At 76.5% G+C, this 25,269-nt stretch carries 21 protein-coding genes and 1 pseudogene; 8 read left to right on the top strand and 14 right to left on the bottom strand.

From position 1 onward, the window contains the following. Window positions 1-4: 4 nt before the first annotated feature. From topA to VER05_RS06665, 3 genes are all read right to left on the bottom strand, one after another. On the bottom strand, window positions 5-2,794 hold the full coding sequence (gene topA / locus VER05_RS06675; protein WP_324844596.1) for a type I DNA topoisomerase: 2,790 nt from the start codon (window positions 2,792-2,794) through the stop codon (window positions 5-7). An 84-nt stretch (window positions 2,795-2,878) separates the two neighbouring features. Further along, window positions 2,879-3,913, bottom strand: a complete 1,035-nt coding sequence (locus VER05_RS06670) for a phosphatase PAP2 family protein (RefSeq protein ID WP_324844595.1) — start codon at window positions 3,911-3,913, stop codon at window positions 2,879-2,881. A 146-nt stretch (window positions 3,914-4,059) separates the two neighbouring features. Then, entirely contained in the window at window positions 4,060-4,449 is a 390-nt protein-coding gene (locus VER05_RS06665) for a hypothetical protein (RefSeq protein ID WP_324844594.1), read from the bottom strand. A 228-nt stretch (window positions 4,450-4,677) separates the two neighbouring features. On the opposite strand from VER05_RS06665, the gene VER05_RS06660 reads away from it, so the two are divergent. The 3 genes from VER05_RS06660 (at window position 4,678) to VER05_RS06650 (ending at window position 7,581) form a co-directional block, all read left to right on the top strand. Continuing rightward, the gene (locus VER05_RS06660; protein WP_324844593.1) at window positions 4,678-5,055 is read left to right on the top strand and encodes a VOC family protein; all 378 of its coding nucleotides are present in this window, start codon (window positions 4,678-4,680) and stop codon (window positions 5,053-5,055) included. A gap of 88 nt (window positions 5,056-5,143) precedes the next feature. Then, a complete protein-coding gene (locus VER05_RS06655; RefSeq protein ID WP_324844592.1) occupies window positions 5,144-5,878 on the top strand; it encodes a response regulator transcription factor in 735 nt (244 codons plus the stop codon). Beyond that, entirely contained in the window at window positions 5,875-7,581 is a 1,707-nt protein-coding gene (locus VER05_RS06650) for a HAMP domain-containing sensor histidine kinase (protein ID WP_324844591.1), read from the top strand. Before VER05_RS06655 ends, VER05_RS06650 begins: the two co-directional genes overlap by 4 nt. Before the next feature lie 24 nt (window positions 7,582-7,605). On the opposite strand, the gene VER05_RS06645 is transcribed toward VER05_RS06650, so the two are convergent. From VER05_RS06645 to radA, 6 genes are all read right to left on the bottom strand, one after another. Continuing rightward, entirely contained in the window at window positions 7,606-8,541 is a 936-nt protein-coding gene (locus VER05_RS06645) for an aldo/keto reductase (protein WP_324844590.1), read from the bottom strand. Between the two features lie 367 nt (window positions 8,542-8,908). Then, window positions 8,909-10,138 (bottom strand): hypothetical protein, encoded by a 1,230-nt coding sequence (locus tag VER05_RS06640; protein WP_324844589.1) that lies wholly within the window; start codon window positions 10,136-10,138, stop codon window positions 8,909-8,911. Between the two features lie 160 nt (window positions 10,139-10,298). Beyond that, the gene (locus VER05_RS06635) at window positions 10,299-11,954 is read right to left on the bottom strand and encodes an anibiotic ABC transporter (protein ID WP_324844588.1); all 1,656 of its coding nucleotides are present in this window, start codon (window positions 11,952-11,954) and stop codon (window positions 10,299-10,301) included. Beyond that, window positions 11,951-12,871 carry an ABC transporter ATP-binding protein gene (locus VER05_RS06630; protein WP_324844587.1) on the bottom strand — a complete coding sequence of 307 codons (921 nt, stop codon included), beginning with the start codon at window positions 12,869-12,871 and terminating at the stop codon, window positions 11,951-11,953. The genes VER05_RS06635 and VER05_RS06630 overlap by 4 nt, the downstream gene beginning before the upstream one ends. Next, window positions 12,868-13,524, bottom strand: a complete 657-nt coding sequence (locus tag VER05_RS06625; protein WP_324844586.1) for a TetR/AcrR family transcriptional regulator — start codon at window positions 13,522-13,524, stop codon at window positions 12,868-12,870. Before VER05_RS06625 ends, VER05_RS06630 begins: the two co-directional genes overlap by 4 nt. 99 nt (window positions 13,525-13,623) lie before the next feature. Beyond that, window positions 13,624-15,039: a DNA repair protein RadA gene (radA, locus tag VER05_RS06620; RefSeq protein WP_324844585.1), complete on the bottom strand. Its 1,416-nt coding sequence runs from the start codon at window positions 15,037-15,039 to the stop codon at window positions 13,624-13,626. Between the two features lie 131 nt (window positions 15,040-15,170). Here radA and disA point away from each other — a divergent pair, with 131 nt between their 5' ends. Further along, window positions 15,171-16,247, top strand: coding sequence for a DNA integrity scanning diadenylate cyclase DisA (disA, locus tag VER05_RS06615; RefSeq protein WP_166941069.1), 1,077 nt, complete (start codon window positions 15,171-15,173; stop codon window positions 16,245-16,247). A 21-nt stretch (window positions 16,248-16,268) separates the two neighbouring features. Here disA and VER05_RS06610 read toward each other — a convergent pair whose 3' ends face one another. Further along, the gene (locus VER05_RS06610) at window positions 16,269-16,859 is read right to left on the bottom strand and encodes a hypothetical protein (protein ID WP_324844584.1); all 591 of its coding nucleotides are present in this window, start codon (window positions 16,857-16,859) and stop codon (window positions 16,269-16,271) included. 218 nt (window positions 16,860-17,077) lie between these two features. Here VER05_RS06610 and VER05_RS06605 point away from each other — a divergent pair, with 218 nt between their 5' ends. After that, window positions 17,078-18,043 (top strand): A/G-specific adenine glycosylase, encoded by a 966-nt coding sequence (locus VER05_RS06605; RefSeq protein WP_414647570.1) that lies wholly within the window; start codon window positions 17,078-17,080, stop codon window positions 18,041-18,043. A 37-nt stretch (window positions 18,044-18,080) separates the two neighbouring features. Here the strand turns inward: VER05_RS06605 and VER05_RS06600 are convergent, their stop codons facing one another. The 3 genes from VER05_RS06600 to VER05_RS06590 form a co-directional block, all read right to left on the bottom strand. Continuing rightward, on the bottom strand, window positions 18,081-18,593 hold the full coding sequence (locus VER05_RS06600; protein ID WP_324844583.1) for an amino-acid N-acetyltransferase: 513 nt from the start codon (window positions 18,591-18,593) through the stop codon (window positions 18,081-18,083). A gap of 105 nt (window positions 18,594-18,698) precedes the next feature. After that, on the bottom strand, window positions 18,699-19,394 hold the full coding sequence (locus VER05_RS06595; protein WP_324844582.1) for a TetR/AcrR family transcriptional regulator: 696 nt from the start codon (window positions 19,392-19,394) through the stop codon (window positions 18,699-18,701). A gap of 25 nt (window positions 19,395-19,419) precedes the next feature. Further along, window positions 19,420-20,472: a sugar-binding transcriptional regulator gene (locus tag VER05_RS06590; RefSeq protein WP_324844581.1), complete on the bottom strand. Its 1,053-nt coding sequence runs from the start codon at window positions 20,470-20,472 to the stop codon at window positions 19,420-19,422. Window positions 20,473-20,662: 190 nt separating this feature from the next. Between VER05_RS06590 and VER05_RS06585 the strand changes: the two genes are divergently transcribed. The 3 genes from VER05_RS06585 to glpK all read left to right on the top strand — a co-directional run bounded on the left by VER05_RS06585 (window position 20,663) and on the right by glpK (window position 25,039). Continuing rightward, window positions 20,663-22,480: a glycerol-3-phosphate dehydrogenase/oxidase gene (locus VER05_RS06585; protein ID WP_324844580.1), complete on the top strand. Its 1,818-nt coding sequence runs from the start codon at window positions 20,663-20,665 to the stop codon at window positions 22,478-22,480. 128 nt (window positions 22,481-22,608) lie between these two features. Continuing rightward, complete coding sequence (locus VER05_RS06580; RefSeq protein WP_414647572.1) at window positions 22,609-23,328, top strand: MIP/aquaporin family protein; 720 nt, start codon at window positions 22,609-22,611, stop codon at window positions 23,326-23,328. 190 nt (window positions 23,329-23,518) lie between these two features. After that, entirely contained in the window at window positions 23,519-25,039 is a 1,521-nt protein-coding gene (gene glpK / locus VER05_RS06575; RefSeq protein WP_324844579.1) for a glycerol kinase GlpK, read from the top strand. 86 nt (window positions 25,040-25,125) lie between these two features. On the opposite strand, the pseudogene VER05_RS06570 reads toward glpK, so the two are convergent. Beyond that, window positions 25,126-25,269: pseudogene (locus VER05_RS06570) on the bottom strand (sugar kinase); the annotation flags it as partial.

Raw genomic sequence — 25,269 nt, 5'->3', positions numbered from 1 at the left:
ACCCCTACTTCTTGGCGGCCGCCTTCTTGCGCGGCGCCGCGGCCTTCTTGGCGGCCGGCTTCTTCTTGGGCGCCGACGCGCGCTTCTCCGCCAGCAGCTCGACCGCCTGCTCCCGCGTGATCGACTCGGGCGTCGTGTCCCGCGGCAGCGTCCGGTTGGTCTCCCCGTCGGTCACGTACGCGCCGAACCGGCCGTCCTTGACCACGATCGGCTTGCCCGAGGTCGGGTCCTCGCCGAGCTCGCGCAGCGGCGGCGTCGCGGTCGCCCCGCGGCCCCGCTTCGGCTGCGCGTAGATGGCCAGGGCCTCCTCCAGCGTGGTGGTGAAGATCGCTTCCTCGGACGGCAGCGTGCGGGAGTCCGTGCCCTTCTTCAGGTACGGGCCGTAGCGGCCGTTCTGCGCGGTGATCTCGGCGCCCGACTCCGGGTCGGTGCCCACCACGCGCGGCAGGCTGAGCAGCTGCAGCGCCTCGTCCAGCGTGATCGTCTGGAGCGACTGCGACTTCAGCAGCGAGCCCGTGCGCGGCTTGGGCGCCGCCGCGAGCGCGCGCTTCTTCGCCGCCGCCGACAGGCCCGGGTCGAGCTCGGGTTCCGGCAGCAGCTCCGTGACGTACGGGCCGTACCGGCCGTTCTTCGCGACGATCGTCGTACCCGTGGTCGGGTCGGTGCCCAGCACGAGGTCGCCCTCGGGCTGGGTCTCCAGCAGCTCGCGGGCCTTCTCGGCCGTCAGCTCGTCCGGCGCCAGGTCGTCCGGCACCGACGCGCGACGCGGGTTGCCGTCCGGGCCGGGCTCGCCGCCCGACTCCTCGATGTACGGCCCGTACCGGCCGACGCGGAGCGTGATCCCGTCGCCGATGTCGATCGAGTTGACCTCGCGGGCGTCGATCTCGCCGAGGTTGGCGACGAGCTCGCGCAGGCCGTCGCCATCCGGGCCCTCGGCCGCCTCGGAGCCGAAGTAGAACCGGGTCAGCCAGTCGACGCGGTCCTTCTGCCCCGCGGCGATGGCGTCGAGGTCCTCCTCCATCGAGGCGGTGAAGTCGTAGTCGACCAGCCGGTCGAAGTTCTCCTCCAGCAGCCGGGTCACGGCGAACGCGAGCCAGCTCGGCACGAGCGCCTGGCCGCGGCTGGTGACGTAGCCGCGGTCCTGGATCACCGAGATGGTGGCGGCGTAGGTCGACGGGCGGCCGATGCCGCGCTCCTCGAGCGCCTTGACCAGGCTCGCCTCGGTGAACCGCGGCGGCGGGGAGGTGCGGTGGCCGTCGGCGGTCAGGTCGGACTCGGTGACCCGGTCGCCCTCGGCCATCTGCGGCAGCCGGGTCTCCTTGGCGCCCTCGGCGGCCTTGCCCTCGGCGTCGGAGGCGTACCGGTCGACGTCCCGGCCCTCCTCGTACGCGGCGAGGAAGCCGCGGAACGTGATGACGGTGCCGGACGCGGCGAACAGCGCGTCGGTCGGCGCGCCGGCGGCCGGGCCGTCCGCCGCGGTGCTGCCCGCAGGCAGCTCGGGCGCGGGGACGGTCGCGGCGATCCGCACCGAGGCGGTCGAGCCGCGGGCGTCGGCCATCTGCGAGGCGACGGTGCGCTTCCAGATCAGCTCGTACAGCCGGAACTGGTCGCCGGACAGCTCGCGCGCCACCTGGGCGGGGGTGCGGAAGTTGTCCCCGGCGGGGCGGATGGCCTCGTGCGCCTCCTGCGCGCCCTTGCTCTTGGACGCGTACACGCGGGCCTTGTCGGGCACGTGGTCCGCGCCGTAGAGCTCCGACGCCTGCCGGCGCGCGGCGTCGATCGCCTGCGAGCTCAGGTTCGGCGAGTCGGTCCGCATGTAGGTGATGTAGCCGTTCTCGTACAGCGTCTGCGCGGTGCGCATGGTCTGCCGGGACGACATGCGCAGCTTGCGGCTGGCCTCCTGCTGCAGCGTCGACGTCGTGAACGGCGCGGCGGGGCGGCGGGTGTACGGCTTGGTCTCGAGCGAGCGCACCGCGTACCCGGCGCCGTCCAGCGCGGACACCCAGGCCTGCGCGGCGCCCTCGTCCAGGTGCACCGGGCGGGAGGCGCCGGAGCCCTTGAGCACGCCGTCGTCGCCGAAGTCGCGGCCCGCGGCCACGCGCCGCTCGCCGAGCTGCGCCAGGCGCGCGCCGAACGACGGCTCCTCCGCGTCGGCGACGGCGAACGTCGCGGTCAGGTCCCAGTAGTCGGCCGCGCGGAACGCCATGCGCTCGCGCTCGCGCTCGACCACCAGGCGGGTCGCGACGGACTGGACGCGGCCGGCGGACAGGCCCTGGCGGACCTTGCGCCAGAGCACCGGGCTGACCTCGTAGCCGTACAGCCGGTCGAGGATGCGCCGGGTCTCCTGGGCGTCGACCAGCCGGTCGTCCAGCTCGCGGGTGTTCTCCAGCGCGCGGGTGATCGCCTCGCGGGTGATCTCGTGGAACACCATCCGCTTGACCGGCACCTTGGGCTTGAGCTCCTGCAGCAGGTGCCACGCGATGGCCTCGCCCTCGCGGTCCTCATCCGTGGCGAGGTAGAGCTCGTCCGCGTCCTTGAGCAGCCGCTTGAGCTCCGTGACCTTCTTCTTCTTGTCCGAGTCGACGACGTAGTACGGCGCGAAGCCGTTGTCGACGTCGACCGCGAACTTGCCGAACGGGCCCTTCTTCATCTCCGCGGGCAGCTCGCTGGGCTGCGGCAGGTCACGGATGTGACCGACGCTCGCCTCCACGTCGAAGCCGTCGCCGAGGTACCCGGCGATCGTGCGCGCCTTGGCGGGCGACTCCACGATGACCAGCTTGCGACCTGCGGACATGCGCTCCTGCTTCCTTCGGACTGCCGACCCGTGGTGCCGGGCGTGCGGGCGGCGACAGCATGCCACCGCCGGTGCGGGGGAACTCTACGACGTCGGTCCCACGCGGTCCGACCCCGAGGTGGCGGACCGGCGCAGCACCAGCAGCGCGCCGGACGACGCGGCCGCGGCCGCGACGATGCCCAGCGCCCCGCCACCGTACGACGTCAGGAGCGCCGCCGTGGAGCCGACCGGGTCGTCGGACAGCCAGGTGCGGCGCAGCGCGACCAGCGCCGCGGCCCCGGCCAGCGCCGTCACGGCGGCGAGCAGCCAGGCGGCCACGGCGGTGCCGGGCCCGTCCCGCCGGGCGGTCCGGGCCGCCCCGCCACCGCGCGCGACGGTGCGCAGCGCGGCCGTCGGCGGGCGCCGGTCCGTCGCGGTGTCGACGCCGAGCGCCAGCACCGCGCACGCCAGCGCGCCCCAGGCGAGCACGACCAGCAGGCCGGCGACCACGTCGGACGGCCGGTGCCACTGGCCGACGAGCGTGCTCACGCCCGTGGCCCCCGCGTACGCACCGCCGAGCACCGCGGCCCACGGCCGGGCGCGCGGCGGCACCACGAGCAGTACCGCCGCCGCGACCGAGGCCGCCGCGGTGGTGTGCCCGCTCGGCAGCGTGTTGAACTCGGGCCCGTAGCCGAGGTCCGGCCGGTCGAGGACCCAGTACTTCAGGACGCGGGTCGTGACGTTCGCGCCGGCGAGCACGCCCGCGGCGACCAGCGCCAGCCCCCACCGGCGCCGGGCGAACGCGATCACCGCGCACGCGACGACGGCCGCCGCGATGAACCCGACCGAGACGACGTCCAGCACCGGCTCCGCGACGTCCCACAGCCGGTTCTGGCCGATGTGCGCGCCGTCGAGCGCCGCCTGGTCGACCGCCTGCCCCTGCTCGGTGCCGACGAACACCCGCCACGTCACGCCGACGCCGGCGGCCGCGAGGAGCGCCACCAGCAGCGCGGCCGCGACCCGGCGCGCCGTCCCCGCCGGGGTGCGCCAGCGGGCCGGCGGCGCGGCGCGGCGCGCGCCCCCGTCGGCGGCCTCGGGGGCGCGCCAGGGGGTCGCCGGGGCGGTGGTCGGGCGGGGCATGGGGACCACGGTAGGCGAGCGGGTCGCCGCGGCCGGGGCGGCACCGGCGCCGCACACGAATCCTCCACCAGGTCGGCGGGCGGCCTGCGCGGGTGCGCGCCGGGGCGACGCGGCGGCGGGGCCGGTCGGCGCGGCGGCGGGGCCGGTCAGCGCCCCGCCGGCGGGGTCGCGGGGTCCGCGTCGCCGTCCAGCAGCACCGCGTGCGGCCCGGCGCCGGCGAGGTGCGCGCGGGTCTCGTCGTCGGCGTGCACGCACAGCAGGCAGCCGCCGCGGGCCTCCAGCAGCACCGCCGCCTCGTCGACCGCCTCCGCGGCCCGCCGGCTGCGCAGCCGCGCCGAGCGCAGGTCGAGCACGACGATCGACGCGCAGGCGGACAGGGCGTCGAGGAGGGCGCGCAGCCGGCCGGCGTCCGCGCGGCCGAAGGAGCCGGCGGGGCGGACGGTGGCGGTGATCCACGGGTCGGCCCCGGCGGGTGCGGCGGGTGCGGCGTGGGCCGGGTGCGCGGCGCGGTCGGCGGGTGCGTCCAGGACGGTCATGGCGGGCTCCCTCTCGTCGGGCCCCGGTGCGGGGCGACGGGACCAGCGCACCGCCGGACGCTGGGAGCGGCCTGGGCCGCGCCGGGCGCGTCGCTGTGCGCCCGCGCGATCCCGCGGGGCGGCGCCGGGGCGGACGCGGGATCTTCACGCGGGCGCCGTCCCGGGTGCACGCTGGGCGCACCCGGACCGCACCCGCCCGCGCCCGGCCCGACGACGAGGGAGTCCGTCATGCTCGACCTCAGCGAGTCCTTCAGCGGCTACTCGGTGGCGGACGTGCCCGCCGCCCGCGCCTTCTACGCCGACGTGCTCGGCCTCGACGCCGAGGAGCGCGACGGGATGCTGTTCCTGCACCTCGCCGGCCGCGACGTGCTGCTCTACCCCAAGGGCGACGCGCACGTCCCCGCCTCGTTCACCGTGCTGAACTTCCCGGTCGCCGACGTGCCGGCGGCCGTGGCGGAGCTGCGCGGACGCGGCGTGCGGTTCGAGCGGTACGAGGGCGCGCCCACCCAGACCGACGAGGACGGGGTGTTCCGCGGCGGCGGCCCGCTGATCGCCTGGTTCACCGACCCGTCCGGCAACGTGCTGTCGGTCATCGAGCGCGACTGACCGGCGCCCGGCGCGCGCCTGCCCGGCTCACAGGAATCCCACAGGACGACGTCAGGGCCGCCCCAGGTCGCGCGCCCATGCTCGTGCCATGACCACCTCCACGCTCCAGCGCGACGCCCTCACCCGCCCGGACGGCCAGCCGGTGCGGGCCCTCGTCGTCGACGACGAGGCCACCCTGGCCGAGCTGCTCTCCACCGCCCTGCGCTACGAGGGCTGGCAGGTCGAGCACGCCCTCACCGGCCAGGCCGCCATCAAGCAGGCCCGGACCCTCGAGCCGGACGTCATCCTGCTCGACGTCATGCTCCCCGACCTGTCGGGCCTGGAGGTGCTGCGCCGCATCCGCGCCACCCACCCGCACGTCCCGGTGCTGTTCCTCACCGCGAAGGACGCCGTCGAGGACCGGATCGCCGGCCTGACCGCGGGCGGCGACGACTACGTGACCAAGCCGTTCAGCCTGGAGGAGGTCGTCGCGCGGCTGCGGGCCCTGCTGCGCCGCGCGGGCGCCGTCTCCGAGCGCGAGGAGGCCGTGCTCGTCGTCGGCGACCTGCGGATGGACGAGGACTCGCACGAGGTGAGCCGCGGCGGCGACGACATCCGCCTCACCGCGACCGAGTTCGAGCTGCTCCGCTACTTCATGCGCAACCCCAAGCGGGTGCTGTCGAAGGCGCAGATCCTCGACCGCGTCTGGCAGTACGACTTCGGCGGCCAGGCCAACATCGTCGAGCTGTACGTGTCCTACCTGCGCCGCAAGATCGACAAGGGGCGGACGCCGATGCTGCACACCCTGCGCGGCGTCGGCTACGTGCTCAAGCCCGCCGCGTGAGCGCCGCCCGGCCGGCGCGGCCCCGGTGGACGCTGCGCCGGCGGCTGGTGGCGGTCGTGGTGGCGCTGCTGGCGACCGTCGCGGCGGTGATGGGGCTGGTGTCGACGCTGGCGCTGCGCAGCTCGCTGATGACGCAGGTCGACACCCGGCTGCGGGACGCGAGCACCCGGGCCGCGGACGCGCCCTCGCGGCTGGACCGCGGCGCGATGCCGGGGCAGCTGCCGTCCGGGGCGCCGACCTCGGGGTCCGGGGCGGGCTCGGAGTCCGGGTCGGAGTCCGGGTCGGGGTCCGGCGCCGCGTCGGACGACGGCACGCAGGACGGCTCCGGCGGCGAGCAGCAGCCCGGCGGCGGCAGCATCCCGCCCGCGTTCGGGCTGCCGGGCCAGGACGTCGGCACCGTGAGCGTGTTCGAGACCGCGGACGGCACGCCGGTCGCCGGCTACCTCGACGGGTCGGGCGAGGTCCAGGGCCTCACCGACGAGCAGCTGGCCGTGCTGCTCGCCGTCGAGCCGGGCCAGGACCCGGGCACCGTCGACCTGCCGGACCTCGGGACCTACCGCGCGATCGCCGTGGAGTCGGACAACGGCAGCACCTCGGTGACCGCGGTCCCGCTCGCGGGCATCACCACGACCGTCGACGACTACATCGTGGTCGAGGTCGTCGTCGCCGCGCTGGGCCTGCTGGTCGCGGCCGCGCTCGCCACGGTGCTCGTGCGCCGCGAGCTGCGCCCGCTGGACCGGGTGGCCGCGACGGCGACCCGGGTCTCCGAGATGCCGCTGTCCCGCGGCGAGGTCGACATCCGCGAGCGGGTGCCGGACGAAGACACCGACCCCGCGACCGAGGTCGGTCAGGTGGGCTCCGCCCTGAACCGGATGCTCGGGCACGTCGAGTCGGCGCTCACCGCCCGGCACGAGTCCGAGACCCAGGTGCGCCGGTTCGTCGCCGACGCGAGCCACGAGCTGCGCACCCCGCTGGCCTCGATCCGCGGCTACGCCGAGCTCGTGCAGCGGCTGCCGGGCGACCTGCCCGACGACGTCGTGCGCGCGATGGGCCGGGTGGAGTCGGAGGCGCGGCGGATGACGTCGCTGGTGGAGGACATGCTGCTGCTCGCGCGGCTGGACGCGGGCCGCGACCTGGACACCGAGGAGGTCGACCTGGCCGCGCTCGCGGTGGACGCCGTGGCCGACGCGCACGTGGCGGGGGGCGACCACGTGTGGCGGCTGGACCTGTCGGCGCTGGAGGGCGCGGGGGACGACGCCGGTGCCGACGGGGGCGACGGGGCCGACGACGAGGGGGCCGAGCCCGCGCTGGTGGTCGGCGACGAGCACCGGCTCCGGCAGGTCCTGGTCAACCTGCTGTCGAACGCCCGGGTGCACACGCCGGCCGGCACGACGGTCGTGGTCGCCGTCGCACGGGAGGGCGACCGCGCGGTGCTGCGGGTCCGGGACGACGGCCCGGGCATCGCCGAGCCGCTGCGGTCCCGGCTGTTCGAGCGGTTCGCCCGCGGCGACGCGTCGCGGAACCGGGCCGCCGGGTCGACGGGCCTCGGCCTGGCGATCGTGCACGCGGTGGTCACGGCGCACGGCGGCACCATCGAGGTCGACGGCACGCCGGGCGCGACGACGTTCACCGTGCGGCTGCCGCTCGCGGGCGCGCCGGACGCGCTGCCCGTGGGCGCCGCGGGGGCGCCGGCGGCGGGCTGAGGCGCCCGCCGCCGGCCGCCGCGGTCAGGCGGAGGCGTCCGACAGCGCGGTGATCTCGTCGTCCGACAGCTCGAGGGTCGCGCCGGCCAGCAGGTCGGGCAGCTGCTCGACCGAGCGGGCGCTCGCGATCGGCGCGACGACGCCCGGCTGCACCCGGAGCCAGGCCAGGCTCACGGCGGTGACCGACGTGCCGTGCGCGGCGGCGACCTCGTCCAGCGCGGCCAGCACCCGGCGCCCGCGGTCGTCGAGGTACCGGCCGGCCGACCCGGCGCGCGGGCTGTCCACGGCGGGCGACCCGTCGCGGTACTTGCCGGTGAGGAAGCCGCTGGCCAGCGAGGAGTACGGCAGCACGCCGAGGCCCTCGCGCACGGCGAGTTCCTGGAGCGGGCCCTCGTAGGCGGCCCGGTGCACCAGGTTGTAGTGCGGCTGCAGGGCGACGAACCGGGCGACCCCGAGGTCGTCGGCGATCCGCAGCGCCTCGGCCAGCCGCTCGGGCGAGAAGTTCGACGCCGCGACGTACCGGGCCTTGCCGTCGGCGACCACCTCGCCGAGCGCGGCGACCGTCTCCTCCAGCGGGGTCTCCTGGTCGTCCTCGTGCGCGTAGTACAGGTCGACGTAGTCGGTGCCGAGCCGCTTGAGCGAGTCGTCGATCGCCGCCCGGACGACCGCGCGGGACGTGCCGCGGCGGGTGCTGAGCTTGCCGACCTTCGTCGCGACCACGACGTCCGCGCGGTTGCCGCGGGCCGCCATCCAGCGGCCGATCGTCGCCTCGGACTCACCGCCCTCGTGGCCGTCGCCCCACTCGGAGTAGACGTCCGCGGTGTCGACGAAGCTGCCGCCGGCCTCGGCGAACGCGTCCAGGACGGCGAACGAGGCCTGCTCGTCCGCGGTCCAGCCGAACACGTTGCCGCCCAGGTTCAGCGGCAGGACGTCCAGGTCGGTGATGCCGATGCGTGCCATGGTCCTCCTCGGTCGGGCGGCGCCGGCCGGGGGGACGGCGCCGCGGTGCGCGCCGCGCGGGGGCGGCGGGCGGTGGGGTGCGTGGGGCGGTCGCGCCGTCGGGCCGCCGGCCTCCGGTCTACCCCACGCGGCGCGCGGGCGCCCGGCGGGGCCGCGCTGCGGACGCGCGCGCCGGGGGGTGCCGCCGAGTGTGCACGAAACGCGTCGAGTGAGTACCCGGCCGGTACTCACTCGACGCGTCGGTTACTCACTCGGCGCCGCGCCGGCGCCGCGCTGGCGCCGCGCTGGCGCCGTGCTGGGTGCTGGGCCTGGACGCCGGGCGCCGGGAGCCCGCCGCCCGCGGGGCGTGCCGGGGCGCCCCTGCGGGTCAGAGCGGGTACGCGGCGTACAGGTTGCGGATGTCCGCGGCCGGGCCGCGGACCACGAACGCCGTGGTGCCGTTGCTCCACGCGGCGACGCCGGTGCCGTCCCCCGCGTCGACGACCGTCACCGTGCCGACGGGCGACCCGCCGACCAGCACCTCGCCCTGCAGCAGCACGGCGGGGCCCGCGGCGGTCGCGTCGGCGGAGGCGCCGTCCGTGGCCGCGCCGGTCGCGGCGTCGGCCGCGTCCCCCGCGTCGGCCGTCGGGAGCGTCGCGGTGACCGCCGCGAGCGCCGCGGCGGCCTCCTCCGGCGTCTCCCACTGGCCCGCCTGGACGGTGACCGTGCCGTCGGCCCCGTCGGTGTAGGTCTCGGCGTACGCCTCGACGGCGTCCTGGGCGAGCCAGGCCTCGTCGTCGGCGGAGGTGGCGAGCGCGTACTGGAGCAGCGTGGTCGGCAGGGCGCTCGCGAACGCGGTGGTGGCCGTGCGGGCCGCCGGCGCGACCGAGGCGGTGGGCGACGGCAGCACCACGTCCGGCGGCGCCGCGGCCGTGCCGCCGCCGTCGCGCGTGAGGAACCAGGCCGTGCCCGCGCCGCCGAGCACCAGCACCGCGGCGACGACGGCGCCGACGACGACCCACCGGCGCCGGCTGCGGCCCGTCGCCGGATCGGCGGTGCGGTCCGCGCCGTCCTCACCCGCGCCGCCCGGGGCCGGGTCCGCCGGTCCGGCCGCGCCCGCCGCGTGCAGGGCGGCGTCGGCGCGGGCCAGGGCGGCGGTGCGGGCCTGGGTCTCGCCGGCCTGGAGCGCGGCGTCCGCCCGCGCGAGGGCGGCGGTCCGCTCGGCGGGGTCGACGGGCCCGGTCGGGGCGGCGTCGTCCGCGGCCGCGAACCGGCGGCTGCGCCGGGTGGGCGGCTGCGCGTCGCCCGAGGCGGGGGCGGCCGGGTCGGTCGGGCCGGCGGGGCTGGCCGCGGGCGCCCACGCGCCGGCGGCGGCGCCCGGGCCGGCCGGTGCCGCGGGGCCCGGCGCGCCGGACGGCGCCCACGCGCCGGTGCCCGAGGGCGCGGCCGGACCGCCGGAGCCACCCGAACCCGCACCAGCGCCGGCGCCCGAACCCGCACCCGCGTCCGCGTCGCCGCGCAGGCTCGGCCACCGCGGCCGGTCGTCGCCGAACCGTCCGACGCCCCCTGCCGGCGTGCCGGGGTCCCGGCGCGGGAAGCGCCCGTCGGTGTCACTCATGCACGAACTCCCTGCCGCCTTCCGGTCGGGCCCGGTCCGTGTCGCCACGGCCCGGCCCGGAGGTCCCGCGGCAGCCTAGCGGCCGGGTCGGCCCTCCCGGCGGACCGGCGCGGCCACCGCACGGCCCCGGCGCGGGCCGGCGCGGACCGGCGCGCGCCGCTCAGGCGAGCAGGTCCCGGCGCCGGAACGCGAGCACGCCCCCGGTCACCAGGGCCGCCGCCAGCGCGGCCAGGACCAGCACCGCCGGCCAGTCCATCGGCTCCGCGGGCATCCCCGGCGTGTACCGCAGCGGGGACGCGACGTCGCTGCCCTCCGGGAGCACGCCGCCGAGCATCGCGCTCAGCGCCACGTAGCCGAGGTACGCCCACGCCAGCCCGAACGCGCGCGGCGCGACCCCCAGCACCAGGACCGCCGCGCCGGTCACGGCCCACAGCGCGGGCACCTGCGCGAGCGCCGCGCCCAGCAGCCGGCCGACCAGCGCCGGGTCGCCCAGGGTGGACGCCGCGGTGACCCCCATGACCAGCCCGCCGAGCAGCACCATCGCCGCCACGGCGCCCAGCACGACCGCGAGCTGGGCGCCGAGCCACCGCGCCCGGCCGACCGGCCCCGCGAGCACGTGCGCCGCCCGGCCGGCCGCCTCCTCCGCGCGCGCCGCCGCCACGCCCTGCACCCCGGCGGCCGCGGCCAGCGCGACCGCGACCAGCAGGTACCGGGACAGCGCGGCGTCGGCCGCCGAGGCGGCGCCCTCGGGGAAGAACGCGGCCAGCGCGGGCTCGTCCTCGAGGAACTGCACGACCTCGCGCGCCAGCACCCCGACCAGCCCGCACACCGCCGCGACCGCGACGGCCCAGCCCGCGAGCGCCCCGCCCAGCCGGCGCAGGGTGACGGCCGCGATGCCGGTGAGCCGCGGCGACGCGTGCGCGCGCCCCGGGCGCTCGGGCAGCAGGCCGTCGCCGAGGTCCCGCCGCTCGGCCAGCAGCGCCGCGAGCCCGAAGGCTGCCGCGGACGCGAGCACCGGCAGCGCGAGCGGCCACCAGCGCTCGTCGACCCAGGCGCGGGTGGCCTGCGACCAGCCGAACGGCGAGAGCCAGCTCAGGGCGCTGCCGCTCTCGGGTGCGCGGACGTCGCCGGCCGCGCGCAGCGCGAACCCCACCCCGATCGCGGCCAGCCCGAGCATCGACGCGGTGCGGGCGTGCGTCACCAGCTGGGCGGCGACGGCGGCGGTCGCGCCGAAGGTCAGCCCGACCAGGCCGCAGCCGAGCCCGAACGCCAGCGCGCCCGCCGCGGGCAGCCCGGTGCCGACGAGCGCGGCCGCCAGGGCCAGCCCGATCGCGAGGTCCGCGAGCGTCACGACCAGCACGGCCGCGAGCACCGGCGCGTCCCGCCCGACCGGCGTCGACCGGACCACCTCCAGCAGCCCCGACTCCTCGGCGCCGCGCAGGTGCCGGACGACCAGCAGCACCGACAGCACCGCGAGCGCCAGCGCGACCCACGCGCCGAGCTCGTTCGCGACCATCGCGCCGATCGTGTAGTCGTCGAGCCCGTACCCCGGCCCGCCGAGCGCGGTCGCCGCGGGCGACCGCATGAGCTCGGCCCGTGCCGCCCGGGACTCCGCCGTCGGGAACAGGTCGGCCTGCGACGCCGCGGAGGCGGCGGTCAGCCCGGCCACCGCGACCAGCCACACCGGCAGCCGCACCCGCTCGACCCGCAGCGCCACCCGCACCAGCGCGCCGGTGCCGGCCCAGCGGTCGGCGGCGCGCCGGGCCGCCGGGGCCGTGGGGCGCGCGGCCGGGACGGGGGCCGCGACGGCGGTCACCGCGGGCTTCCGACGGCCTCGCCGTACTCGCGCAGGAACAGGTCCTCCAGCGTCGGCGGGTGGGCCGTCACGCCGCGGACGCCGAACCGGGGCAGCAGCGCCAGCACGTCGTCCAGGGCGTCGGCGTCGACGTCCAGCCGGACGTGCCCGTCGACGCGCGCGGGGTCGTGCACGCCCGCGGCCGAGCGCAGCGCCGCGAGCGCGCCGTCCGCGTCCCGCAGCGAGACGACGACGGCGGTCCGGGTCAGCCCCCGCAGCTCGTCCAGCGTCCCCGACCGCACCGCGCGGCCGGCCCGGATGATCGTGACCCGCTCGCAGAGCGCCTCCACCTCCGCGAGGATGTGGCTCGACAGCAGCACCGTGCGCCCGGCCGCGGCGGCCTCGCGGATGCACCGCTGGAACTCCGCCTCCATCAGCGGGTCGAGCCCGCTGGTCGGCTCGTCCAGGACCAGCAGCGGGACGTCGGCGGCGAGCGCGGCGACCAGCGCGACCTTCTGGCGGTTGCCCTTCGAGTACGCGCGCACCCGGACCGTCGGGTCGAGCTCGAACCGCTCGACCAGGTCGGCGCGGCGCCGCGGGTCGAGCCCGCCGCGCAGCCGGCCGAGCAGGTCGATCGCCTCGCCGCCGGTCAGGTTGGGCCACAGGTCGACCTCCCCCGGCACGTACGCCAGGTGGTGGTGCAGGGCGACCGCGTCCCGCCACGGGTCGGCGCCGAGCACCCGGGCCTCCCCCGCGTCCGCGCGCAGCATGCCGAGCAGCACCCGGATCGTCGTCGACTTGCCGGCGCCGTTGGGGCCGAGGAACCCGTGCACCTCCCCCGCGCGCACGGACAGGTCCAGCCCGTCGAGCGCGCGGCGGCGGCCGAACGCCTTGACGAGGCCGCGCGCCTCGACGGCGGCGGAGTCGGAGTCGGTCATGGTTCCTCCCGGTCCAGCTGGTCGAGGGCCGCCGCGAGCAGGCCGGGCTCGGTCAGCAGCGGCGCGGTGTAGAGCTCCATCGCCGGGACGACCGCCCAGCGGGACAGCGCGGTGAACGCCGCGACGGGGTCGAGGGTCGGCGACGGCGCGCGACCCGCCTCCGCGTCGATCAGGGCCATCTGCAGCAGCCCGACCGAGTGCGCGACGAGGTACCGGGCGCGGCCGGCCGGGTCGACCGACGGGCTGACGGTCCCGGCGGCGACGCCGGCGGCGAGGTACTGCTCGGTGGCCGCCACCATGTCGTCGACGAACCGGGACGCGAGCTCCCCGCCCGACGCCAGGCTCCGGACGACGTAGCCGAACACCGGCCCGTACTGCGTCAGGTCGGCGAGGTGCGCCATCGACTCCCCGGGCGTCTCGGTGGTGAGCGAGGCCTCCTTCTGCAGCCGGATGCGCTCCAGCACGTGCGCGTCGCAGGCCGCGCGCAGCCCGTCCTTGGACCCGAAGTGGTGCAGCACCAGCGCGGGGCTCACGCCGGCGTCGGCGGCGACGGCGCGCAGGCCGGCGCCGAAGCCGTCGCGGGCGAACCGCAGCAGCGCCGCGTCCCGGATCCGGGCGCGGGCGGTGAGGTCGTCGTCGGTCGCTGAACGCACGTTCAGCAGACTAAACGCGCGTTCAGCCGGGCGGCAAGGGGGTCACCCGGAGCGGGTGCCGGCCGTCCGCCGCCCTCGGCCGGCCGCCCCCGGGGCGGGTCAGCCCTCGGCGCGCGCCTGCACCCGCGCGGTGTCGGCGCGCGTCAGCCGCACCGCCTCGCCGAGGTCGGCCGCCTGCGCGACCCGCATCCCCTCCGGCGCCTGGCCCTTCTCCAGCGACCCGGCCGGGACGACGGCGTGCGTGAACCCGAGCCGCGCGGCCTCGGCCAGCCGGCGCGCGGTGCCGGTCACCGGGCGGATCTCCCCCGCCAGCCCGACCTCGCCGATCGCCACCAGGCGCGGCGGCAGCGCGACGTTCTCCCGGCTGCTGACGGTCGCCAGCGCGAGCGCGAGGTCGGCCGCCGGCTCGACGACCCGGGCGCCGCCGACCGTCGACACGTACACGTCCTGGTCCCCGACCTTGAGCCCCGCGCGCCGCTGCAGCACCGCGAGCACCATCGCCAGCCGGCTGCCGTCGACCCCGCTCGTCGTCCGGCGCGGGTTGCTCAGCATCGACGGCGCGACCAGCGCCTGCACCTCGGTGGCGAGCGGGCGCCGTCCCTCCAGCGTCACCGTGACGCAGGTGCCGGGCACGTGGTGCCGCTCGTGCGAGACGAACAGCCCGGACGGGTCGGCGAGCCCGACGATCCCGGTCTCGGTGAGGTCGAAGCAGCCGACCTCGTCCGTCGGGCCGAACCGGTTCTTGGTCGCGCGCAGCAGGCGCAGCCGGGAGTGCCGGTCGCCCTCGAACTGGCACACGACGTCCACCAGGTGCTCGAGCGTCCGCGGGCCGGCGACCGCGCCGTCCTTGGTGACGTGCCCGACGAGCAGCACCGGGAGCGCGCGCTCCTTGGCGGCGGAGATCAGCGCGGCGGCGACCTCGCGGACCTGCGCCACGCCGCCCGGCGAGCCCTCGACGGCCGACGACGCGACGGTCTGCACCGAGTCGAGCACCAGCAGGTCGGGCTCGGTCTGCGCGAGGTGGCCGAGGATCGTGCCGAGGTCGGTCTCGGCGGTCAGCAGCAGCGTGTCCGCGAGCGCCCCGATCCGCTCCGCGCGCAGCCGCACCTGGCCCGCGGACTCCTCGCCGGTCACGTAGAGCACGGTGCGCCCGCCGGTCGCGGCGCGGCTGGCGACGTCGAGCAGCAGGGTCGACTTGCCGACGCCCGGCTCCCCCGCGAGCAGCACCACGGCGCCCGGCACGAGCCCGCCGCCCAGGACCCGGTCGAGCTCGCCCACGCCGGTCGGCAGCGCGCGGGCCGCCTCGACGTCGATCTCCGCGATCGGCCGGGCCGCCCCGCGCAGCGGCACCATGACCGCCGTCCGCGGCGCCGCCCCGCCCGGGCCGGTGTCCTCCGACACCGAGCCCCAGGTCTGGCACTCGCCGCACCGGCCCACCCACTTGGACGTCGTCCAGCCGCACTCGGTGCAGCGGAACGCGGGCCGGGCGGTCCGGGAGGAGGTGGTGGTCGACACGGCCGTCACGCTAACGGGAGCCACCGACACCGCACCGGCACCGCACCGGCGTCGTCACCGTGACCGAATCGCGACGTCCACGCCGCGCGCACCGCACGCGGCCTGTCCCCGGCGGCCCGTAGGATCTCGCCGTGCCCACCACCACGCCGCCCGACGACCTGCTGCGGCACACGCTCGCCGCGGTCGCGCCCGGCACCGAGCTGCGCGACGGCCTGGAGCGCATCCTGCGCGGCCGCACCGGCGCGCTCATCGTGCTCGGGCACGACGCGACGGTCGAGAGCATCTGCTCCGGCGGGTTCGAGCTCGACGTCGAGTTTTCCGCCACCCGGCTGCGGGAGCTCGCGAAGATGGACGGCGCGATCGTCATGGACCCGGCCTCGCGCCGCATCCTGCGCGCCGCCGTGCAGCTGCTCCCGGACCCGACCATCTCGACCTCGGAGTCCGGCACCCGGCACCGCACCGCCGAGCGCGTCGCCAAGCAGACCGGCCTGCCGGTCATCTCGGTGTCCGCGTCGATGCGGATCATCGCCCTGTACGTCGGCGAGCAGCGGCACGTGCTGGAGAACGCCGACGCCATCCTGTCCCGGGCCAACCAGGCGCTCGCGACGCTCGAGCGGTACAAGGCCCGGCTCGACGAGGTCAGCGGCACGCTGTCCGCGCTCGAGATCGAGGACCTCGTCACCGTCCGCGACGTGTGCGTGGTCGTGCAGCGGCAGGAGATGGTGCGCCGCATCTCGGAGGAGATCGCCGGCTACGTGGTCGAGCTCGGCACCGACGGCCGGCTGCTGTCCCTGCAGCTCGACGAGCTCACCGGGGGCATCGGCTCGGACAGCGAGCTGGTCATCCGCGACTACCTCGACGCGTCCCGGCGCGACGGGGACGCGATCGCCGCGTCGCTGTCCGCGCTCGACTCGACCGAGCTGCTCGACCTCGCGCTCATCGCGCGCGAGCTCGGCCTGCCGTCCGGCGTCGAGATGCTCGACGCCGCCACCGGCCCGCGCGGCTACCGGCTGCTCTCCAAGGTCCCGCGGCTGCCCGCGGCGATCGTCGACCGGCTCGTCGGCCACTTCAGCGGGCTGCAGAAGCTGCTGGCGGCGAACATCGACGACCTCATGGCGGTGGACGGCGTCGGCGAGCAGCGCGCCCGCGCGGTGCGCGAGGGCCTGTCGCGGCTCGCGGAGTCGAGCATCCTCGAGCGCTACGTCTGACCGGCGGGGCCGCCCCGCGGGTCACTCCAGCCCGAACACCACCGGCTGGGTGCTGACCCCGCCGAGCGCGAGCACCGCCTGGTAGGTCCCCGGCTGGGCCGAGGGCTGGTTCGGCGCGCAGCCCTCGACGGAGCGGGTGCGGTCCCACTGCACCTGGCGCTCGTCGGCCTGGTCGGGCGCCAGCAGCAGCTGCAGGGTCTCGCCGGCGGCGCAGTCGGTGCTCGCCCAGATCCGGTCGCTGCCGGACGTGATGAGCACCTGGCGCTGCGCGTCGCCCGCGTCGAGCAGGCAGGTGGTGCCGCCCGTGTTGGTGATGCGGATCGTGAACGTCGGCAGCGCGCCGGCGGGGTAGTTCGTGGCGTCGGCGGCCATCTCGAGGCCGATCGCGCCCGGCTCGCACGCCGGGGTGCCCTCGGTGGTCTCCTCCTCGGTGGGCGCCGGCGTCGTGGCGGCGCCGGTGGGCGCGGCCGCGTCGTCACCCCCGCCGCCGAGCAGCGCCCGCACGCCGAACACCGCGAGCACCACGACGAGCACCAGCACCAGCACGACCACGGCGCGCCGCACCCAGTACACGCGCGCGGGCAGCGAGCCCTCCGGCCGCAGCACGCCCATGTCCCGGTCCCTCCGCTCGATCTGCCGCCCACGCTAACCCGGCGAGGCCACGGCCCCGGTGACCTCCGGGCGGACACGCGGGCCGGGCGCGCGGCGCCGCGTCGACCGGCGCCGCCGAGCGCGAGGCCCACGCCTTCCGGCCCCGGCCCGCGCACACGCAGGGGGCGCCGGGAACCGCAGGCCGGGCGATTCGGCGCGCGCGGTCGGGCCGGGTGAGGATGTCCGCCGTGCCCCCGACCTCGCCCGCCGACGCCGCGCCCGCCGACGCGCAGCCCGTGGACCCCGCGCTCGCCGCGGGCGTCCGGGCCGACGTCGTCGCCTGGTTCGGCGCGCACGCCCGCGAGCTCCCCTGGCGCGCGCCCGACCGGACGCCCTGGGGCGTGCTGGTCAGCGAGGTGATGCTGCAGCAGACGCCGGTCGTCCGGGTCGAGCCGGCCTGGCGCGCGTGGACCACCCGCTGGCCGACGCCCGCCGACCTCGCCGCCGCCAGCCCCGCGGACGTGCTGCGGGCGTGGGACCGGCTGGGCTACCCGCGGCGGGCGCTGCGGCTGCAGGAGTGCGCGCGGGCGGTCGTCGAGCGGCACGGCGGCGTGGTGCCGTCCGACGAGGACGCGCTGCTCGCGCTGCCGGGCATCGGCGCGTACACGGCGGCGGCGGTGCGGGCGTTCGCGTTCGGCCTGCGGTCCGTCGTGCTCGACACCAACGTGCGCCGGGTGCTCGCCCGGGTCGCCGAGGGCGCCGCGCTGCCCGCCCCCGCGCTGACCGTCGGCGAACGCCGGCTCGCGGAGGCGTTCGTGCCCGCGGACGACGACGGCGCCGCGCGGTGGGCGGCCGCGTCGATGGAGCTCGGCGCGCTGGTGTGCACGGCGCGCGCGCCGCGGTGCGAGGCGTGCCCCGTCGCGGACCGGTGCGCGTGGCGGCTGGCCGGGAAGCCGGCCGACGTGCACGCGCTCCGGCGCCGGACCCAGGCGTGGGCCGGCACCGACCGGCAGGTGCGCGGCCGGATCATGGCGCTGCTGCGCGAGGCCCTGGAGCCGGCCCCGGCCGAGGCGGTCGCGGCGGTGTGGCCCGACGACGCCCAGCGGGACCGCTGCCTGGCGGGGCTGCTCGTCGACGGGCTGGTCGAGCGGGTCCCGGGCGAGGACCCGGAGCGGCCGCGCTACCGGCTGCCCGCGGGGGCCTGAGCCGGCCCCGCGGGGACCTGAGCCGGCCCGCGGGGGCTCAGAGGTCGACGATCATCCGCGTGTTGCCCAGGGTGTTGGGCTTCACGCGGGCCAGGTCGAGGAACTCCGCGACGCCGTCGTCGTGCGAGCGCAGCAGCTCGGCGTACACCTCGGGCGGCACCGCGGGCCCGGCGATGGTGCCCCAGCCGTGCGCCGCGAAGAAGTCGACTTCGAAGGTCAGGCAGAACAGCCGGCTCAGGCCGAGCTCCCGGCCCCGCACGGTCAGCGCCTCGAGCAGCGCGTGCCCGACGCCCCGGCCGCGCCACTGCCGCGCGACGGCGAGCGTCCGGATCTCGGCGAGGTCCTGCCACATGACGTGCAGGGCGCCGCAGCCGATCAGCGTGCCGTCCGGGGCCTCGGCGACGTGGAACTCCTGGATCGCCTCGTAGTAGCCCACCAGCTCCTTGGCGAGCAGGATCCGCTCGTCGGCGTACGGCTGCACCAGGTCGCGGATGCCGCGGACGTCGGCGGGGCGGGCGGGGCGGATCCGGTACGCGGGCTGGTCGGTCACCGGGTCAACCTACGTCGCGCACCGCCGCCGACGCCCGCCGGGTCCACGCCGCGGCGCCGCGCCCGACGGTGGAACGGCGTGACCGACACGCCGTCGGCGTGTCGGTCACGCCGTTCCACCCGACCCGGGGCCCGGCACCAGCTCCGCCGCCCCCGACCGGGCCCGGCCGAGCGCCGCGTCGTCCAGCCCGAGCACCCGGAGCGCCGCGTCGGCGACCAGCCGCGCCACCTGCTGCGCCACGGCGGCCCCGGCCGACCGGCGCGCGGTGATGACGGTCTCGACCAGGCCGAACACCAGCGTCGCCTCGGGCGGCCGCGCGGACTCGGGCCGCCCGAGCACGGCCGCCACGAGCGCGTCGTACCGGCCGCGCAGCCGCGCGCGCTCCTCGCGGAACTCCGCGAACGCCTCGCCCTCGACCTCGGGGAGCTGCATCAGGCCGCCGATGTTCACCGGCCCGCCGGCGAGCCACCGGGCGTCGGCGTCGCACAGCGCCCAGAGCCGGGCGCGCGGGTCGCCGGGGGCGTCGAGCAGCTCGTCGGCCAGGTCGAGGGACGGGCGCACGGTGTCGAGCAGCAGGGTGCGCAGCAGGACGTCCTTGCCGCGGAAGTGGTGGTAGATCGACGCCTGCTTGACCCCGGCGCGCTCGGCGATCGCGTAGGTCGAGGTCGCCGTGTACCCGACGCTGCTGAACAGGGCCGCCGCCGCGGCGAGCACCGCGCCGCGGGTGTCGCGGCCGTCCGCGGCGCGGGGGCGCCCGGGCCGGGCGGCGGGGCGCGCCGCGTCGGGGGTGGGGGCGGTCATGCGCGCGGACGCTAGCAGCCGCGCGTCACCGGGATGTTGCGCGCGCCCCCGGACCGCCGGCCGCCCCGCCCGCGGCCCCTGACCCCGGGACGCCGGCGCCCCCGCGGCCCCGCACCCCCGCCCCGCTCCGCGCCAGCTCGAGCAGCCGCGCCGCCGTCCGCTCGTCGACGACGAGGTCGGTCATCGTGCCCGCCCGCAGCGCGGCGAGCAGCGGCACCGCCTTGTTGTCCCCGGCCACCGCGCACAGCCGCCGCGGGATCCGCCGGAGCTGCTCGGGCGAGGGCCCGGTCGCCCGCGCGTTCAGCGGCACGTCCTGCCACGACCCGTCCGCCCGCAGGAACACGGTGCACACGTCGCCGACCACGGACTGCTCGTGCAGCAGCTCGACGTCGTCGTCGTCCAGGTAGCCCGCGGAGTAGACGTGGCTGGGCACCGACCCGGTGACCGAGCCGACCGAGAACAGCGCGATGTCGGCGCGCGCCTGCTCGTCCAGCACCCGGCGCACGGACCGCTCCCGCCACATGGCCTGCTTGGTCTCGGGGTAGTCGAAGAACGCCGGCACCGGGAAGTGGTGCACCGTCGCGCCGAACGCGCTGCCGAACGAGGCGATCAGGTCGCTGGCGTACTCGATCCCGGACGTCCGGGTGTTGGCCGCGCCGTTGAGCTGCACGACGACGCTGCCGTGCGTCGCCTTGGGCGGCAGCCGCCGGGACACCGCCGCGAGCGTGGTGCCCCACGCGACGCCCAGGATCATGTCGGAGTCGAACCACGAGGCGAGCAGGCGCGCGGTCGCGCGGGCCACCTGGTCGAGCGTGTCGGCGGGCTCCCCGGAGTCGGGGACGGGCACGACGTAGGTGTCGATGCCGAACGCGGCGGAGATCGACCGGCCCAGGCTCGGCGCGCGCGTGCTGGACGGCCGGAGCGTGATCTCGACCAGGCCCGTCTCCCGCGCGCGCTTCAGCAGGCGGGAGACCGTCGACCGCGAGGTGTGCAGGTGCCGCGCGATGACGTCCATCTTGACGTCCTGCAGGTAGTACATGGACGCGGCGCGCAGCACGTCCTGCTCCCGGTCGGTCATCGTCCGCGACCTCCTCGTCGGGCCCGTGCCGGGACCTCAGTCCCTGCACATTCGTGCACTGCGGTTGCGCGTCTGTTCGCGACGTGACGACGATAGCGAACAGACAGGACCGAGGTCCCAGTCTGCGGGGCCACGAGCGCCCGCGGCCAGGGCACCGGCGGCCGGGTAGCAAGACCGCGATGGAGCTGACATGAGGACCGCAGCACTGACCCCTCGCCTGCGTGACGACGCGCTGGCGGCCCTGCGAGCGACCACGGAGGGCGGGCCGGAGCTCGACGTCCTCGTCATCGGCGGCGGCGTCACGGGCGCCGGCATCGCGCTGGACGCGGTCACCCGCGGCCTGTCGACCGCCGTCATCGACGCCCAGGACTGGGCGTCCGGCACCTCAAGCCGGTCGAGCAAGCTCGTGCACGGCGGCCTGCGCTACCTGCAGATGCTCGACTTCCACCTGGTGCGCGAGGCCCTGACGGAGCGCGACCTGCTCATCAGCGACCTGGCCCCGCACCTGGTCAAGCCGGTGCCGTTCCTGTACCCGCTGGAGAACCGGGTGTGGGAGCGCGCGTACGTCGGCGCCGGCATCGCCCTGTACGACACCCTCGCCAGCGTCAACGGCCGCAAGCGCGCCATGCCGCTGCACCAGCACGTCACCCGCAAGGGCCTGGAGCGCAAGTTCCCGGACCTGCGCCACGACGCCGCGGTCGGCGCGATCCAGTACTGGGACGCGAACGTCGACGACGCCCGCCTGGTCTCGACCCTGATCCGCACCGCCGCCTCGTACGGCGCGCACGCCGCGTCCCGCACCCAGGTCGTCGGGCTCACCACCACCTCGGGCGGCGCGGTCACCGGCGCCGAGCTGGTCGACCTCGAGACCGGCGAGCGGTTCACCGTCCGCGCGCGGCACGTCATCAACGCCACCGGCGTGTGGACCGAGCAGACCGAGTCGCTCGCGGGCACCGAGGGCGGCCTCCGGGTCCTCGCCTCCAAGGGCATCCACATCGTCGTGCCGCGCGACCGCATCGCCGGCAACGTCGGCCTGATCCTGCAGACCGAGAAGTCGGTGCTGTTCGTGATCCCGTGGTCCCGCTACTGGGTGATCGGCACCACCGACACCCCGTACGAGCAGGACCTCGTGCACCCCGTCGCCACCAGCGAGGACATCGACTACGTCCTCGACCACGCGAACGCGGTGCTGTCCCGGCCGATCACCCGCGAGGACGTCATCGGCACCTGGGCCGGCCTGCGGCCGCTGCTGCAGCCGGGCACCAAGGAGGGCACCTCGTCCGCCAAGGTGTCCCGCGAGCACACCGTCGCCTCCCCCACCCCGGGCCTGACGGTCATCGCGGGCGGCAAGCTCACCACCTACCGCGTCATGGCCAAGGACGCCGTCGACTTCGCGATCGGCTCCCGCGCCACCACGCTGCCGTCCATCACGCACAAGATCCCGCTGGTCGGCGCCGAGGGCCTCGAGGTCCTGCAGCGCCAGGCCCGCGACATCGGCAGCCGGTACGGCTGGGACCGCGGGCGCATGGACCACCTGCTGCACCGGTACGGCTCCCTGCTCGGCGAGCTGCTCGAGATGGTGGACGAGGACCCGTCGCTCGGGCAGCCGGTCCCCGGCGCGGCCGCGTACATCGGCGCCGAGATCGCCTACGCCGTCACGCACGAGGGCGCCCTGCACCTCGACGACGTGCTGATGCACCGCACCCGCCTCAACTACGAGGTCGCGGACAAGGGCGTGGGCGCGCTCGAGGCGATCGCCGACATCATCGCGCCGCGGCTCGGCTGGGACGACGCCACCCGGGCGCGGGAGATCGACGCCTACCGGCAGCGCGCCGCCGCCGAGCAGGCCGCCGCGGAGAAGACGGACGACGCCGCGGCGCAGGCCGCGCGCGACGCCGCGGAGGACATCGCGCCGCTGCTGCCGCTCGACGCGGACCCGGTCCGGCCCGGCACCAAGCCGGGTTCGTCGCCGCACACCCCTGCCACTGCCGGCCCGGCAGGGACATGATCAGTACCACCTAGCGGTCCCCCGGCCGCGCCCCGCCCGGTCGGTCCTCGACCGGGCGGGACCCTGCGAGACAACGACGTCCGTCAAGAAAGAGGTCGACCGTGGAGTCCATCTCGATCGGAGAAGCGATGCTCTCCGAGTTCCTCGGCACCACCATCCTGCTCCTGCTCGGCGCAGGCGTGGTCGCCAACGTGATCCTCCCCAAGACGAAGGGTTTCGGCGGCGGCTGGCTGCTGATCAACTTCGGGTGGGGCCTCGCGGTCTTCACCGGTGTGTACGTGGCCTTCAAGTCCGGCGCGCACCTCAACCCCGCGGTGACCCTGGGCATCTGGGCCGCCGGCAAGGACGAGTTCGCCCCCGGCATCGAGGTGAACGCCGCGAACGGGTTCCTGTACATCACGGCCCAGTTCGCCGGCGCCGCCGTCGGTGCGGCCCTGGCCTACCTCGTCTACAAGAAGCACTTCGACCAGGACGCCGACCCCGGCATCAAGCTCGCGGTGTTCTCGACCGGCCCGGAGCTGCGCTCCTACGGCTGGAACTTCCTCACCGAGGTCGTCGCCACGTTCGTCCTGGTCTTCTGGGTGGTCATCAGCGGCAACACGCCCGCCCAGATCGGCCCGCTCGGCGTCGCGCTCGTCGTGGTCGCGATCGGCGCCAGCCTCGGTGGCCCCACGGGGTACGCCATCAACCCGGCCCGTGACCTCGGCCCGCGCATCGCGCACGCCCTGCTCCCGATCCGGGGCAAGGGCTCGTCCGACTGGTCGTACGCCTGGGTGCCGGTGCTCGGCCCCGCGGTCGGCGGCATCCTCGGCGGCCTCCTGGCCATGGCGATCGGCTGGGTCGCCTGACCGTCGTGCCCTGAGCGGGGACGCCCGCGCTCGCCCCCGCGGGGGCGGGCGCCCCGCTCGCCCACCCGCGACGCCTCCCGTCGCACGCACGCACGTCGCGGCCGCGTGGCCGCACCGTTCCCCGGCAGCGCCGCCCCCGCGGTGCCGCCACCCGCCCGATGGCGGGGAAGACCGACGCGAAGGAAGCACCATGTCCGAGCAGTACGTGATGGCGATCGACCAGGGCACCACCTCGACGCGGGCGATCATCTTCGACCACGCCGGCCAGATCGTGTCCGTCGGCCAGACCGAGCACCAGCAGATCTTCCCCAAGGCCGGCTGGGTCGAGCACGACCCGAACGAGATCTGGACCAACACCCGCGAGGTCGTCAGCGTCGCCCTCTCGCGGGCCAACAAGACCTACTCCGACATCGTCGCCGTGGGCATCACCAACCAGCGCGAGACGGCGGTGGTCTGGGACCGGACCACCGGCCAGCCCGTCTACAACGCGATCGTCTGGCAGGACACCCGCACCCAGAAGATCTGCGACGACCTCGCCGCCCTCGGCGGCGGCGCCGAGCGGTACAAGGAGCGCGTGGGCCTGCCGCTGGCGACCTACTTCTCCGGCCCGAAGATCCGCTGGATCCTCGACAACGTCGAGGGCGCCCGCGAGAAGGCGGAGCGCGGTGAGCTCGCGTTCGGCAACACCGACTCCTGGGTGCTGTGGAACATGACGGGCGGCGTCGACGGCGGCGTGCACGTCACCGACGTCACCAACGCCTCCCGCACCATGCTGATGAACGTCGACTCGCTCACCTGGAACGAGGAGATCGCGGCGGAGATGGGCGTCCCGCTCTCGATGCTCCCGGAGATCCGGTCCTCCTCCGAGGTCTACGGCCACGGGCGCAAGGGCGGGTTCGTCCCCGGCGTGCCGATCGCCGGCATCCTCGGCGACCAGCAGGCGGCCACCTTCGGCCAGGCGTGCTTCGAGGTCGGCACGGCCAAGAACACCTACGGCACCGGCAACTTCATGCTGCTGAACACCGGCACCGAGCCGGTGCAGTCGAAGAACGGCCTGCTCACCACCGTCGCCTACAAGATCGGCGACGCCCCGCAGGTCTACGCGCTCGAGGGCTCGATCGCCGTCACCGGCTCCCTCGTGCAGTGGCTGCGCGACAACCTGGGCATGTTCACCGACGCCCCGGACATCGAGTACCTGGCCTCCAAGGTCGAGGACAACGGCGGCGCGTACTTCGTGCCGGCGTTCTCCGGCCTGTTCGCCCCGTACTGGCGGTCCGACGCCCGCGGCGCCCTGGTCGGCCTGACCCGGTACGTCAACCGCAACCACATCGCCCGCGCGGCGCTGGAGGCCACCGCCTTCCAGACCCGCGAGGTGCTCGACGCGATGAACGCGGACTCCGGCGTCGACCTGACCGAGCTCAAGGTCGACGGCGGCATGACCGCCAACAACCTGCTCATGCAGTTCCAGGCCGACATCCTCGACGTCCCGGTCATCCGGCCGAAGGTCGCCGAGACCACCGCGCTCGGCGCCGCGTACGCCGCGGGCATCGCCGTCGGGTTCTGGAACGGCGAGCAGGACGTCCGCGACAACTGGGCCGAGGGCGCGCGCTGGACCCCGGACCTGGAGTCGGACGAGCGCGACCGGCAGTACCGGCTGTGGAAGAAGGCCGTGCAGAAGACGCTCGACTGGGTGGACGACGACGTGCGCTGACGCCGCACCCCGCCCGGACCGCGGCCCCGCCCCTCACGTCGAGGGGCGGGGCCGCGGCGCGTCGCGGCCGGGTCGCCCCGGTCCGGTCAGCGGTCGACGCGCGCCGAGCCGCCGCCGGCGAGCTTGAGCACCTCGGCCCGCGACGCCATCGTCGTGTCGCCCGGCGTGGTCATCGCGAGCGCGCCGTGCGCGGCCCCGTACTCGACCGCCTCGTGGATCGAGCCGAGCTC

The organism is Cellulomonas sp. (genome assembly GCF_035634735.1).
Classification (GTDB): domain Bacteria; phylum Actinomycetota; class Actinomycetes; order Actinomycetales; family Cellulomonadaceae; genus Cellulomonas.
The sequence above is the reverse complement of the archived record's forward strand: the minus strand, read 5'-3'. Positions and strand labels throughout refer to the sequence as shown.